The organism is Pseudomonas sp. PAGU 2196, from assembly GCF_022179005.1.
GTDB classification, from domain to species: Bacteria; Pseudomonadota; Gammaproteobacteria; order Pseudomonadales; family Pseudomonadaceae; genus Aquipseudomonas; species Aquipseudomonas kermanshahensis.
Genome location: NZ_BNTL01000030.1, coordinates 79265 through 92755, shown reverse-complemented (window position 1 = coordinate 92755; position 13491 = coordinate 79265). Strand labels below are relative to the sequence as shown.

14 protein-coding genes are annotated in these 13491 nt (G+C 64.1%); all 14 read right to left on the bottom strand.

The features are described 5' to 3' along the window. Positions 1-39 precede the first annotated feature (39 nt). Positions 40-1305: an urea ABC transporter substrate-binding protein gene (urtA, locus tag MFF34_RS23325; RefSeq protein ID WP_027592572.1), complete on the bottom strand. Its 1266-nt coding sequence runs from the start codon at positions 1303-1305 to the stop codon at positions 40-42. A 188-nt stretch (positions 1306-1493) separates the two neighbouring features. After that, entirely contained in the window at positions 1494-2900 is a 1407-nt protein-coding gene (gene cycA, locus MFF34_RS23320) for a D-serine/D-alanine/glycine transporter (protein ID WP_027592573.1), read from the bottom strand. 164 nt (positions 2901-3064) lie between these two features. Continuing rightward, positions 3065-4432, bottom strand: coding sequence for a PepSY domain-containing protein (locus tag MFF34_RS23315; protein WP_238216690.1), 1368 nt, complete (start codon positions 4430-4432; stop codon positions 3065-3067). Positions 4433-4490: 58 nt separating this feature from the next. Further along, complete coding sequence (locus MFF34_RS23310) at positions 4491-6557, bottom strand: TonB-dependent copper receptor (protein ID WP_238216688.1); 2067 nt, start codon at positions 6555-6557, stop codon at positions 4491-4493. 66 nt (positions 6558-6623) lie between these two features. After that, positions 6624-7055, bottom strand: a complete 432-nt coding sequence (locus tag MFF34_RS23305; RefSeq protein ID WP_238216686.1) for a DUF2946 domain-containing protein — start codon at positions 7053-7055, stop codon at positions 6624-6626. Positions 7056-7078: 23 nt separating this feature from the next. After that, positions 7079-7564: a copper chaperone PCu(A)C gene (locus MFF34_RS23300; RefSeq protein ID WP_238216684.1), complete on the bottom strand. Its 486-nt coding sequence runs from the start codon at positions 7562-7564 to the stop codon at positions 7079-7081. A 46-nt stretch (positions 7565-7610) separates the two neighbouring features. Further along, the gene (locus MFF34_RS23295; RefSeq protein WP_099430555.1) at positions 7611-8000 is read right to left on the bottom strand and encodes a DUF2946 domain-containing protein; all 390 of its coding nucleotides are present in this window, start codon (positions 7998-8000) and stop codon (positions 7611-7613) included. 194 nt (positions 8001-8194) lie between these two features. Continuing rightward, the gene (locus tag MFF34_RS23290; RefSeq protein WP_027592579.1) at positions 8195-9049 is read right to left on the bottom strand and encodes an SPFH domain-containing protein; all 855 of its coding nucleotides are present in this window, start codon (positions 9047-9049) and stop codon (positions 8195-8197) included. A 26-nt stretch (positions 9050-9075) separates the two neighbouring features. After that, on the bottom strand, positions 9076-9513 hold the full coding sequence (locus tag MFF34_RS23285; RefSeq protein WP_238216682.1) for an NfeD family protein: 438 nt from the start codon (positions 9511-9513) through the stop codon (positions 9076-9078). Between the two features lie 134 nt (positions 9514-9647). Further along, entirely contained in the window at positions 9648-10055 is a 408-nt protein-coding gene (vapC, locus tag MFF34_RS23280) for a tRNA(fMet)-specific endonuclease VapC (protein WP_027592581.1), read from the bottom strand. Continuing rightward, a complete protein-coding gene (vapB, locus tag MFF34_RS23275; protein ID WP_085272331.1) occupies positions 10055-10285 on the bottom strand; it encodes a type II toxin-antitoxin system VapB family antitoxin in 231 nt (76 codons plus the stop codon). The genes vapC and vapB overlap by 1 nt, the downstream gene beginning before the upstream one ends. A gap of 92 nt (positions 10286-10377) precedes the next feature. Beyond that, positions 10378-11097: a cobalt-precorrin-6A reductase gene (locus tag MFF34_RS23270; RefSeq protein ID WP_238216680.1), complete on the bottom strand. Its 720-nt coding sequence runs from the start codon at positions 11095-11097 to the stop codon at positions 10378-10380. Further along, positions 11094-12188: a cobalt-precorrin-5B (C(1))-methyltransferase gene (locus tag MFF34_RS23265; protein WP_027592584.1), complete on the bottom strand. Its 1095-nt coding sequence runs from the start codon at positions 12186-12188 to the stop codon at positions 11094-11096. Before MFF34_RS23265 ends, MFF34_RS23270 begins: the two co-directional genes overlap by 4 nt. Next, positions 12181-13392, bottom strand: a complete 1212-nt coding sequence (gene cbiE, locus MFF34_RS23260) for a precorrin-6y C5,15-methyltransferase (decarboxylating) subunit CbiE (RefSeq protein WP_238216678.1) — start codon at positions 13390-13392, stop codon at positions 12181-12183. Before cbiE ends, MFF34_RS23265 begins: the two co-directional genes overlap by 8 nt. Between the last annotated feature and the right edge of the window lie 99 nt (positions 13393-13491).

Here is a 13491-nt window from a genome sequence, read left to right as displayed (position 1 = left end):
GCTTGCCCCGCGAATGGGCCGCAGAGCGGCCCCGTGCACTCAGTTACCTTTCACCGCATAGTCAGGGCGTTTGTCGTTGCCTGGGATGAACGGGCTCCAAGGCTGCGCCCGCAGCGGCTGCTCGGTTTCCCAGACCACACTGAACTGCCCGTCATCCTGGATCTCGCCGATCATCACCGGCTTGTGCAGGTGGTGGTTGGTCTTGTCCATGGTCAGGGTGAAACCGGACGGTGCCTGGAAGCTCTGGCCAGCCAGTGCCTCGCGCACCTTGTCGACATCGGTGGACTTGGCTTTTTCAGCCGCCTGCGCCCACATGTGAATGCCCACATAAGTGGCTTCCATCGGGTCGTTGGTCACCGCCTTGTCGGCGCCCGGCAGGTTCTTGGCCTTGGCGTAGGCCTTCCAGTCGGCGACGAACTTCTGGTTGACCGGGTTATCCACCGACTCGAAGTAGTTCCACGCGGCGAGGTGGCCCACTAGCGGCTTGGTGTCGATGCCGCGCAGTTCTTCCTCACCCACCGAGAACGCCACCACGGGCACGTCGGTGGCTTTCAGGCCTTGGTTGGCCAGCTCTTTGTAGAACGGCACGTTGGAGTCGCCGTTGACGGTGGAGATGACCGCCGTCTTGCCGCCCGCGGAGAACTTCTTGATGTTGGCGACGATGGTCTGGTAATCGGCGTGGCCGAACGGGGTGTAGACCTCTTCGATGTCCTTGTCGGCCACGCCCTTGCTGTGCAGGAAGGCGCGCAGGATCTTGTTGGTGGTGCGCGGGTAGACGTAGTCGGTGCCCAGCAGGAAGAAGCGCTTGGCGCTGCCGCCTTCTTCGCTCATCACGTATTCCACGGCGGGGATGGCCTGCTGGTTAGGCGCGGCGCCGGTGTAGAACACGTTCGGCGACATCTCTTCACCTTCGTACTGCACCGGGTAGAACAGCAGGCCGTTGAGCTCCTCGAACACCGGCAGCACCGATTTGCGCGACACCGAGGTCCAGCAGCCGAACACCACGGCGACCTTGTCCTGGGTCAGCAACTGGCGGCTCTTTTCAGCGAACAGCGGCCAGTTGGACGCTGGGTCGACCACCACCGCTTCGAGCATCTTGCCGTTCACACCGCCCTTGGCGTTGATCTGGTCGATGGTCATCAGCGCCATGTCCTTGAGCGACGTTTCGGAAATGGCCATGGTCCCGGACAGCGAATGCAGGATGCCGACCTTGATGGTCTCGGCGGCCTGGATGCTCCAGCTAAGACCCATCGCCGCAATCGATGCGCTGAGGGTAAAGGCCTTGATCAGACTGCGACGCTTCATGTGCTCTCTCCGCTGAGATTTTTTATGGTGTTGGCCAAGCGGGAGGGGCGTTGCAAGGGGTGTGCCGAGTGGCGGAAGGTGCGTAATAGAGGGGGTGTGCGAGGTGTTGGGGCGTTTGCAAGGTCCAGGTTGGTGCCTTGCAGATGTGTGTGCACAGGATTGGGGCTGCAAAGCAGCCCCATGCGGCATCAGCCGTTACGCACCGCCGTGCGCGGATGGCGTTTGCTGCGCACACCCTGGTAGGTCACTGCCAGCAGCACGAACCAGATTGGCGTCACCAGCAGCGCTGCGCGGGTGTCGTCTTCCAGGCTCAGCAGCACCAGAATGCCGGCAAAGAACACCAGGCACACGTAGCACATGAAGCGCCCGCCGGGCATTTTGTACTTCGACGCCTGGTGCAGCGCGGCGCGGCGTTTGCGGTAGCTGAGGTACGACAGCAGGATCAGCGTCCAGACGAACATGAACAGCACCGCCGACACCGTGGTGACCAGGGTGAACGCCTCGACCACATCGGGCACCAGGTAGATCAGCACCGCGCCCAACAGCAGGCAGGTGCACGAGAAGTACAGGCCGTTGGCCGGCACGGCGCGCCGCGACAGCTTCTCGAACGCGCGGGGTGCATCGCCTTCCTGGGCGAGGCCGAACAGCATGCGGCTGGTAGAGAACACGCCACTGTTGGCCGACGAGGCGGCCGAGGTCAGCACCACGAAGTTGATGATGCTGGCCGCCGCTGGCAGGCCGGCCAGCACGAACAGTTCGACGAATGGGCTCTTGCCCGGCACCACATCGCGCCACGGGGTCACGGCCATGATTGCGATCAGCGCCAGCACGTAGAACACGATGATACGGATCGGGATCGAGTTGATCGCCCGTGGCAAAGTGCGTTCGGGGTTCTTCGCTTCCGCGGCGGTGGTGCCGACCAACTCGATACCGACGAAGGCGAACACGGCAATCTGGAACCCGGCGAAGAAGCCCATCAGGCCATTAGGGAACATACCGCCGTCATTCCACAGGTTGGCCAGCTGCGCAGTGCGCCCGCTCGGCGATTCGAAGCCGCTGATGACCATGTACAGGCCGGTGGCGACCAGGCCGAGGATGGCGACGATCTTGATCAGCGCGAACCAGAACTCGAGCTCGCCGAACATCTTCACGGTAACCAGGTTCAGCGACAGCAGCACCGCCACGCAGGTCAGCGCGGGTATCCACTGCGGCAGGTCGGGGAACCAGAATTGCGTGTAGGCGGCAATCGCGACCACGTCGGCGATACCGGTGACTACCCAGCAGAACCAGTAGGTCCAGCCAGTGAAGTAGCCGGCCCAGGGGCCGAGCAGGTCGGCCGAGAAGTCGATGAACGACTTGTAGTTGAGGTTCGACAGCAGCAATTCGCCCATGGCGCGCATGACGAAGAACAGCATGAAGCCGATGATCATGTAGACGAAGATGATCGACGGGCCGGCGAGGCTGATGGTCTTGCCCGAGCCCATGAACAGGCCGGTGCCGATGGCGCCACCGATGGCGATGAGCTGAATGTGACGGTTGGTCAGGTTGCGCTGCAGATGCTGCTCTTCAGCGGGCGGGGAAGAGGTCCGGGTCATTGGCTGCATTCCATTGAGGGTCAGTCTTTTTGTGAAAGCCGAGTAGGCTAACACGGGCGTCCCAATTCGGGGCGCGACAGATCGACACGATTCTGGCGGTGCAGTACGGGCCTCTTCGCGGTCCGACTTGTCCCGCGAAGAGGCCCGTAAGGTCACAGCAAGGATCAGGCGCTGGCCAGCACTCGGCGCCTGCGCACCACCAGGCTATCGACCAGCCACATCACCACCATCGACACCCCCACCAGCGGGAACAACACCCCCAACACCACCATCACCGCAACCGCCGTCTTCCAGCGCGGCAGGTCATGGCGCAGCGGCGGCACACCCAACCCGCCAGCCGGCCGGCGTTTCCACCACATCACCAGGCCACTGACCGAACCCAGCAAGATCATCAGGCACACCAGCAGAATGATGACCTGGTTGAACGCCCCGAACATCTTGCCCTCATGCAGCATCACGCCCAGCTCGGTGGCACGCGCAACCGGGCTGTAGTCCTGCCAGCGCACGTCGGCCAGCACCTTGCCGGTGTACTGGTCGACATGCAGCGTGGCGTCGTTGCGCGGGTCATCGGCGAATACCGCAACGCTGAACACACCGTCGGCCGTGGTCGGCAAGGTGATGCTGTAGCCCGGTTCGACCTGGCGCGCAGTGGCGATGTCCTCGACCTGCTGCAGGCTCACCTGCGGCGCTGCCGGGGCATTCGACATCATGTGATGCCCGGCATGTTCGGCATGGGCGCCGGACTGCGGCATGGGGGTGTTTTCCATTGCCCAGGGCACGGTCTGGCGATGGGCGCTGTTGAGCTCACCTGCCTGCTGATCGGACTTGGGTACGTCGTTCCACATCGCGGCCGGGAAGCGGTTCCACAGATCGGCGTATTGCTTGCCCCACAGGCCCGTCCAGGTCATGCCACTGAGCAGCATCAGCAGCAGCAGGGCCGAGCCCCAAAACCCCGTCACCGCATGCAGGTCACGCCACAGCAGCCGACCGCGTGCGGAAAAACGCGGCCACAGCACGCCCGCGCTGTTGCGCCCACGTGGCCACCAGAGGTACAGGCCGGACACCACCAGCACGATGCCCCAGCCTGCTGCCAGCTCCACCAGGCGGTCACCGACCGTGCCGACCATCAGCTCACCGTGCAGGGCACGAGCAATCGCTTGCAGGTTCTGCTTGCCGTCCTGCGCACCGAGCAGCTTGCCGCTGTAGGGGTCGACGAACACGTTCAGTTCACGGCCGCCGTCATGTACCACGAACTGCGCGCTGCGTTCGGCATTCAGGGGCGGCAGGTACTGCCCCACATGGCCTTGCGGATACGCCTGCCGTACCTCGGCCAGCATCACATCCGCGGCCTGTCGGTGATGGCCGGTTTCGACCACCATCAGGTCGCGGTACAGCAGCGGGTCGAGCTGCGGCTTGAACAGGTAGATGATCCCGGTGATCGCCAGCAGGATCATGAACGGGGCGACGAACAGCCCCGCGTAAAAATGCCAACGCCAGGCCAGGTTGTAGAAAGATATGCGTGTTCCGCGCATGGGAACCTCCTGTTTGACCAGGTGAGGGGCGCGACCGTGGCCGCGCCCGTTGTTGTTGTCAGAAGCTGAAATCGACCTTGGTCCAGAAGGTCCTGCCTGGCTCGTTCACCGGCTGTGGATCTGTGGCCGGGTAGCCGAACCCGGCGTTCCCGGCCAGGTTCAAGTGCTCGGCGTAGGTGTTGTCGAACAGGTTGTCGACCCCTGCGCTGAGCTTGAGGTTGTTGTTCACCTTGTAGGCACCATTGAGCGAGAACACACCAAAGCCCGCGCTCTTTTCGTAGTCCTTGCCGACCACGTTGCCTTGGTTCTCGGCGATGCGGTTTTGCGCGGCCACCAGCCGCCACAGCGCACCCACACTCCAGACGTCGCGGCTGTAGGTCAGGCCCAGGCGGCTTTCCAGGGGCGGCATTTGCGGTAGCGCTTTGCCATCACTGCTGTTCTTGCCCCAAGCGTAGGCCAGGGTAGCGTCGGCCTTCCAGTTTTCGCTGAGCTTGTAGGCCGCGCCCACTTCGCCGCCCATGATGCGGGCGTCGATGTTCTGGGCCTGGGACGTGCTCATGCCCATCATGCCGGTGCGGTAGTCGAACAGGATGTAGTCACGGATCTGCCCGACATAACCCGATGCCCAGGCTTCGAGGCGGGCGTCGCGGTACTGGATGCCGAAGTCGAGCTGGGTGGTCTTTTCCGGCTTGATGCCGTCGAAGGCGTTGGCTGCGCCGGCTGGCGCCAACTTGGGCGAGAACAGCTCCCAGTAGTCGGGGAAGCGCTGGGCGTGGCCGAGGCCGATGTAGGTGGTGGCGGGGATGGCCGCCAGGTCATGTTCGTAACGGACGAAACCGCTGGGCAGGGTGTCTGCGCGGTTGTCGCCTTCGGTGGCGCTGCCTTTACGGAAGTCGCGGGCCGAGGCGCGGTCCAGGCGGGCGCCGGTGATCAGCCGGTCCTCGCCACTGACGTACCAGGTCAGCTCACTGAAGGCACCGTAGTTGTGGAAATCGGCATCCTTGGTCCAGGCCTGGCCTTTGTGCGCATCGACGCCCATGCCGCCGCGCTGGCGGTGTTCGTTGGTCTGCGCATCGATACCGCTGACCAGTTGCACGTCGGCCCAGCGCCAGGTCGCCTTGACCCTGGCGCCCATCGTGCGGCGGTCGACGTTGCTGACCATCGGCATCCCCATCATGCCGCTGCCCGAGGGCGTGCGCAGGCTGTAGTTGTCCATCACGTGGTCGGCGTAGTTGTAGTAGACCTGTGCCTCGACCTTGTCGAGCACCTCGCCGAGGTTGGACTTCTCGAAGCGCAGCCCAAGGCTTTCACGCTGGAACTGCGAGCCGTCCATGCCGCGCCCGGCATAGCGTGCTTCGCCATCGCCCTTGCCTGCGGTGAGTTCGAGCAGGGTGTCCTGGTCGGGGGTCCAGCCGAGGGTCACATCGCCGTTCCACTTGTCCCAGCGCGAGGGCACGGTGTCATCGTTGCCGTCGTGGTAGTCGTCCGAGCGCGACTGGTTGCCGACGAAGCGGGCGTAGGCCTGGCTGTTGCCTGCCGCGGCGTCCAGCACTTTGTCGAAGCGGCCATTGGAGCCGGCCAAGAGGCTTGCGTTGACGCGGCTGCCGAGGGTGACGAACTTTTCAGGCTCACGCTCGAAGAGGATGGTGCCGGCCGAGCCGCCAGGCCCCCAGATCACGCTTTGCGGGCCTTTGATCACGGTCAGGCGGTCGTAGGTTTCTGGGGAGATGTACGAGGTGGGGGCATCCATGCGGTTGGGGCAGGCGCCCAGCATGACGCCGCCATTGGTGAGGATGTTCAGGCGTGAACCGAACATGCCGCGCAATACCGGGTCGCCGTTGGTGCCGCCGGAGCGGATGGCCGAGAAGCCGGGGATGGTCTTGAGGTAGTCGGCCCCGTCGCTGGCCGGTACAGGCTGGCGAGGGTCTTTCGGGTTGGTGACCACGGTCAGCGGCGAGCTGGGCGCCACGGCAGTGATCACCGTCGGGCTCAGCTCGGGTGCGTCGTGCGCGTGGTCAGCGTGGCCGAGGTCGCTGGCCAGGGCCACGGGCGCGAGCAGCGAACCGCACACGGCGGCGATGGCCCCACGCAGGGACAGGGCAAAAACAGGGGTGCAGCCGGACATAATGATTCCAGTCGATCAGTCATGAGTGGGCGCGAAGCCTCCTGGCTCCGTGCGAACAATGGGTTTTCAGACGCTGATCGAGGAGGGCGGTGCGCGGCTGCGCGCCCCAGGGAATACAGCCTGCCGGGCATGCCCCTGGTGCGTGGCGGCAGTAAGGTGGGTGGCGGGTACTACGATGCTGGCACTGAGCGGGCTGAGGGTTTGTGGCAGTGCGGGGCAGTTGAACAGCAGGCTGCAGTAACCGCACTTTTCCCACATCACATGCAATTGGCCATCGCCACCGTGGCCGTGATGCGAGTCGGCGCCATGCTGATGCCCGGTGGGCATCGACATGTCCATCGGCATGTTCATGCCGGCGTGGTGATCCATCGGCATCGACTGGGAAATCAGCGGGCCGATGAAGATCATCCACATGGCGAACAGGCTCAACCAGCCGCCACCGACGCGCCTGCGTTCAGGGCGGGTGGTACGGCTGAGGCTGTTGCGCGGCAGGCTCATGGCGAGTGCCTGTCAGCTAATGGTCAGTGCGCGTGTTCGTGGGCCTGGGGCGTTCCCGAGGGCGCCTCTTTCTGCACGGCGACTTCGACGGTGACGTCACCGGCTTTTTCAAAATGCAGGGTCAGCGGGAAACGCTTGCCGTCGGTGAGCAGGCTGCGGTTTTTAGGCTGCATCAGCATCACGTGGTAGGCGCTGGGGGCGAAGGTCACATCTTTGCCAGCGGGCACTACTACGTTGGGCACCTGCTGCATCTTCATGGTGCCGCTGGCCGTCATGGCGTGCTCGTGCAATTGAGCGTCGTCGCTGATGGGGCTGTCGACACTGAGCAGGCGATCATCCGCTTGGCCATTGTTGTGCACGACGAAATACGCGGCGACGTTGGGTGCATTCGGTGGCAGTTGCAGCGACCAGGGGTGCGCGATGTGCAGGTCACCCACGGTGTATTCATGGGCAGTGGCGAAGGCGCTGGGCAGCAGCAGGGCAGCCACGACGAGAGCGTGCTTGAGCATGGTGAGTCTCCGATCTGTTCAGGTTCAGGCAGACAGCGTGAGCAACTCAGACCAAAGGGGAGGCGCGGGGGTTGAGCGCAGGCCATAGCTGGCGCGGCGTGGGTTGATAATCGGCAAGTTGCGGCGAGTGCCCCGCGTGCAGGGTCGGCGGGTTATGCAACTGCGGCGGGTAGCCAGGCAGGGCCAGCAGTGGGGCGGCACCGGAGCAGCACCAGCAGTTCATCATGCTGGCGCTGTCATCGCTCTGCGGGCCGAGGTCGATCTTGGCCAGGGCCTGGACGTCGACCTTGGCCTTGTTGGCCATGCTGGAACAGAACGCCCCCCACAGCAACTGCTCGGCCGGGCCCTTGGGCGCGGCAGAGGACAGCGGCATGGCCAGCAGGTTGAACAGCACTGCTAGGCAGGCTATCCAGGCAATGTGCCGACGTGGGGGCATGGAGAGATCCGGTCAGGAATCGTGGTGGCTATTGTAAGGCGCAGTATAGGTAAAAAAGGTGGGGTGCGGTGAAGTGACGCAGTTGGCGGTGGTTTCTGGGGCTGCTCTGCAGCCCATTCGCGGGGCAAGCCCGCTCCCACAGGGTGTGGGAGCGGGCTTGCCCCGCGAATGGCCGCAGAGCGGCCCCGGCATTCTCAAACCTTGTTGCGGCCCATCAAGCCGCGCACGGTTTCCTGCAGGTCAGCCGGCAGCACTACCACCTTGGCATTGTCGCTGCTGGCCAGGTTCTCCATCGCGCCGATGTACCGTTCGCCCAGCAAATACATGGCCGGCACGGTCTCGTTACCCACCGCGTCCTTGACCAGCGAAATCGCCCGCGCCGAAGCCTCGGCCAGGTTGATTTGTGCCTCGGCGTCCAGCTTGGCCGATTGCAGACGCGCTTCTGCCTCGAGGATCGCGGCCTGTTTGGCACCTTCGGCGCGGGTCACGTCGGCTTTACGCTCACGTTCGGCGGCGGCCTGGCGCTCCATGGCCAGTTGCATGTTCTGTGACGGCTTGATGTCCTGGATTTCTACCGAGCGCACAGTCACGCCCCAGTCTTCGGTCTGCTCGGACATCGCTTCGCGCAGGCGTGCCTTGATCTGCTCACGGCTGGACAGGGCCTCGTCCAGGTCCATGGCCCCGACGATGGCGCGTAGCGAGGTCATGGTCAGGCTGGTGACGGCGAAGGAGAAGTTCTGCACGCCGTAGGAGGCCTTCTGTGGGTCGACTACTTTGGCGAAGCACAGGGCATTGGCGACGATCACCGCGTTGTCTTTGGTGATGATTTCCTGCTCTTGTACATCGAGGATGATGTCTTTGGTGGGCAGGCGATAGGCGACCACGTCCACGTAAGGAATGACGATGTTCAGGCCGGGCTTGAGGGTGTTGTTGTAGCGGCCCAGGCGCTCGACGATCCACTCTTCGCCCTGAGGCACGATACGCACCCCCTTGAACACGGTGATCAGGACGAACAGGGCGAGGGCGCCCACGACGATAAGGCTGGTCATGATACGAACTTCCTTTTAGTACGGATTCAGGCTCGGATGACGCGGGCGGTGTTCCCTTCGATGGCGGTAAGGCGCACGCGCTCGCCGGATGGGATGTCAGTGTCGGCGATGCAGGTCCATTCCTCGTTGCCGAGGATTGGCTTCTGGAAACGCACGCGGCCTTTCTGGAACTCGGAAACGCTGGCGGTGAGCAGGCCGACTTCGCCAATCACGCTGTCGGCTGTCCAGCGCACATCCGGCTTCTTGTTCCGGAACACCTTGAACCACAGCGCAGTTGTGACTGAAGAAAGCAGCACCCACAACAGCATCTGCATATCCAGTTGCAGGCTGGGCGCGGCGAGCGAGATGAGCGAAACCAGCACGGCGCCGATGCCGAACCAGAGAATGAAGAACGTGGGCAGGACCAGTTCGAGCAGGATCAGCGCGATACCGAAGACCAGCCAGATCCACCATTGCATGTCCATATGAATGAAGCCTTCTGGAGGAGAGGGCTGAAGTCTAAGGCAACGGAGCGAAGAAAGGCCATTCGGGTGCGACCGCGTGAAGCGGTGGCAAAGTCGATAGGACCTGTAGGAAAGCAGTACTAACCGTTACGCTGTCAGGGCGAAACGAGCCAGTCTTCAACCCTTAGACCGGGTACTCGTTGAAACTCGCGCACATTGTTAGTTACCAAAATTAAGCCAAGCGCTCGGGCATGCCCGGCAATCAGTTGGTCGTAAGGACCAATGGGGGTCCCTGATCTGGCCAATTCCGCACGAAGCTGGCCACTGTGCTCAGCCGCATGGCTATCGTAATCGAGTACTTCAAGGCGCGCGGCAAAGCCCTCGACCACCGAAAGATTGCGCTCAGGATGATCCGACTTCTCAGCGCCGTAGATCAGTTCCATCAAAGTAATTGTGCTGATCGCCAATTGGCCGTGATGGCGATTGAACGCTTCGCGGACGCGTTGCGGTTTATTCTTTATCGTGAAAATGCAGATATTGGTGTCGAGCAGGTACCTGAGCATTAAAAACCTTCACGTTCCTGGTCTGCAGGTTGGTCACGGCTGGCCATGTAATCCGCGCTTGCAGGCTCACTTTCGAACCAGCTGTCCCATGATTCACCAGCAGGTGTGATGATGCGCGTACGCCCAACTGCAACAATATCCACTCGGGTGATGCCATCGGGAAGTGCGACGGATTTTGGCAAGCGGATGGCCTGGCTGCGGTTGCTTTTGAAGACAGCACCTTGCTCCATGATGGGCCTCCTAGGGTAGCGACAATGTGTGACAGAAGTTTAGGTTGCATGTCGTATATGTCAATGGGATATACGTCATGACTGGCGAGCAGTCAAAGCGTCAGCCTGGCAAGCAATGCGTCTGAGTGAATGAATGTCTCATCGACCACCGGTAGTTCCGGGCGCCGCAGGATCAATACTGGCACCCTTAGCTCCCGCGCCACGTCCAGCTTGGGCTCGGTCGCCACGCTGCCGCTGTTCTTGCTGATCAGTACGTCGATCTTGCGGCGCGCGAACAACACACGTTCGTCTTCGATTCGGAATGGCCCGCGTGCGCCGATCACCTCGCAACGTTCGTTACCGGGGCAGGCCTCCAGTGCGCGCAAGGTCCAGAACTGATCCGGCGGGATCTCTGCCAGGTGTTGCAGCGGCTCGCGGCCCAGGGTGAACAGCGGCCGCCGGAATGGCGCGAGCGCCTCGATCAGCCCCGCCCAGTCGTCCACTTCGCGCCAATCGTCACCCGGCTGTGCCTGCCAGGCGGGGCGGCGCAGCGCCCAGCAGGGGATACCTGCACGACGTGAAGCGATGGCGGCGTTGCGGCTGATCTGCGCGGCATAGGGGTGGGTGGCATCGATCAGCAGGGTAATGCCCGCCTCGCGCAGGTATTGGGCAAGGCCTTCAGCACCGCCATAGCCACCGACGTGCACCTTGCAGGTCAGGTCCTGCGGTACGCGGCCGATGCCTGCCAGGCTGTAGACGTGCTGCGGGCCCAACTGGCGGGCGATGGCCAGGGCCTCGGTAACGCCGCCCAGCAGCAGGATGCGCGCGGTCATTGCACACCTGCCTGGCCGACGATGCCGCCTTGGCGGTCGATGGCGAACACCTCTACCTGCACCTGCGGCGGCACCACGCTGCGGGCGAAGGCCAGCGCGTGCGCGCAGACGGCGTCGCCCAGGGCGATGCCTGCGGCATGCGCCAGTGCCAGGGCTTGCTGGCTGGTGTTGGCGGCGATGATTGCGGCCTGAAGGTTTGCGTCAGCGCCGATATCCGCCGCCCAGCCGGCCAACTGCGGCAGGTCGATGCTTGAGTGGCGGCTGTGCAGGTCCATGTGCCCGGCAGCCAGCTTGCTGATCTTGCCGAACCCCCCGCACAGGCTCAGGCGCGGTACCGGCACCTTGCGCAGGTGCTTGAGCACGGCGCCGACGAAGTCGCCCATCTCGATCAGGGCGATTTCCGGCAGGCCGTAGACCCGGCGCATGGTGTCTTCGCTGGCGTTGCCGGTGCAGGCGGCGATGTGCGTGTAGCCGTTGGTGTGGGCCACGTCGATGCCCTGATGGATCGAGGCGATGTAGGCCGCGCAGGAAAACGGCCGAACGATGCCGCTGGTGCCCAGAATCGACAGCCCGCCGAGGATGCCCAGGCGCGGGTTCATGGTTTTCAGTGCCAGCTGTTCACCGCCCTGAACATTGACCGTGACTTCGAAACCGCCGCGGTAGGCGCACTCGTCAGCCAGGCGTTGCAGGTGTTCGCCCATCATGCGCCGGGGCACTGGGTTGATCGCCGGTTCACCCACTGCCAGCACCAGCCCCGGGCGTGTCACGGTGCCGACGCCTTGGCCTGCGACGAAGCGGATGCCGGGCTCTGCCAGCAGGCGGACCTGGCTGAACAGCAGGGCACCATGGGTCACGTCCGGGTCGTCGCCGGCGTCCTTCAGCGTGCCGGCTTCGGCGCATTCGCCATCGCGGCGGCAGAACTCCAGGCGCATCTGCACGACCTTGCCCTTGGGCAGGGTGATGCTCACGGCGTCGCTGCAGACGCCGGTCAGCAGCAGGCGCGCCGCCGCGAGGCTGGTGGCGGTGGCGCAGCTGCCGGTGGTCAGGCCGCTGCGCAGGGGCGCGGGCTGCTCGTGGGTTTCTTCACGCATCGAGGGGCTTCACCACATCGAGCAAGGTGATTGGCAGTGCCTGGCGCCAGGTGTCGAACGTGCCCAGCGGCTGCGCATGGGCAACATGGATGCGGGTCAATTCACCCCCGTGTCGCTCGCGAAAGTGCGCCAGTGCCAGTTCGCTTTGCAGGGTGACCGCGTTGGCCACCAGTCGCCCGCCGGGGCGCAGCCGCTGCCAGCACAGGTCGAGCACGCCTTCACGCGTTACCCCGCCGCCAATGAAGACCGCGTCGGGCTGCTCAAGCTCTGCCAAGGCTTCAGGCGCCTTGCCACGGACCAGTTGCAGGCCGGGCACGCCCAGCGCATCGCGATTGTGTTCGATAAAACCCTGGCGCCCTTCGTCGGCCTCGATGGCCAGCGCACGGCAGGCGGGGTGGGTGCGCATCCACTCGATGCCGATCGAGCCGCAGCCCGCGCCCACGTCCCACAGCAGCTCACCGGGCAGGGGGGCGAGGCGGGCCAGGGTGATGGCGCGGACATCGCGCTTGGTCAGTTGGCCGTCGTGCATGAAGGCGCTGTCCGGCAGCCCGGCGACCCGCGGCAGGCGCAGGGCATCGGGCGCGGCGAGGCATTCGATGGCCACCAAGTTGAGCGCTGCAACCTGGGTGTGAGGCCAGTCCTGAGCGGTGCCGGCCAGTGCGCGTTCATCGGTGCCACCCAGGTGTTCGAACACGCGCAGGCGACTCGGCCCGAAGCCACGCTGGCAAAGCTGTGCAGCGATCGCCGCGGGGCTGTCACCGTCGTTGCTCAGTACTAACAGGCGGGCGCCACTGTGCAGGTGTGCATTGAGCGCCGCCAGCGGCCGGGCGACCACCGACACCACCTGCACGTCCTGCAGCGGCCAGCCGAGGCGGGCGGCGGCCAGTGCACAGGAGGACGGCATCGACAGCACCCGCATCTCGCTGGCGGGCACCTGGCGCGCCAGGCTGGCACCGACGCCGAAGAACATCGGGTCGCCGCTGGCCAACACGCAGACCGGTTCGCCGCGCTGGGCGAGCACGGGCGCCAAAGAGAAAGGGGTTGGCCAAAGCATCCGCTCGCCGACCACGCAGCGTGGCAGTAAAGCCAGTTGGCGGGGGCTGCCGAAGATCCGCGAAGCGCCCAGCAGGGCACGCCGGGCCTGCTTGCCAAGGCCATTGAAGCCGTCTTCGCCGATGCCTACTACTGTCAGCCAGGGTGCCATGTGTTTCAATCCGCCATTTCTGAGGCCGCTTCGCGCCCCGGGTAAACGATAAGCTCGACCACCGGCTTTTCATGCCGCCGGACAAAGCAGGCATAATAC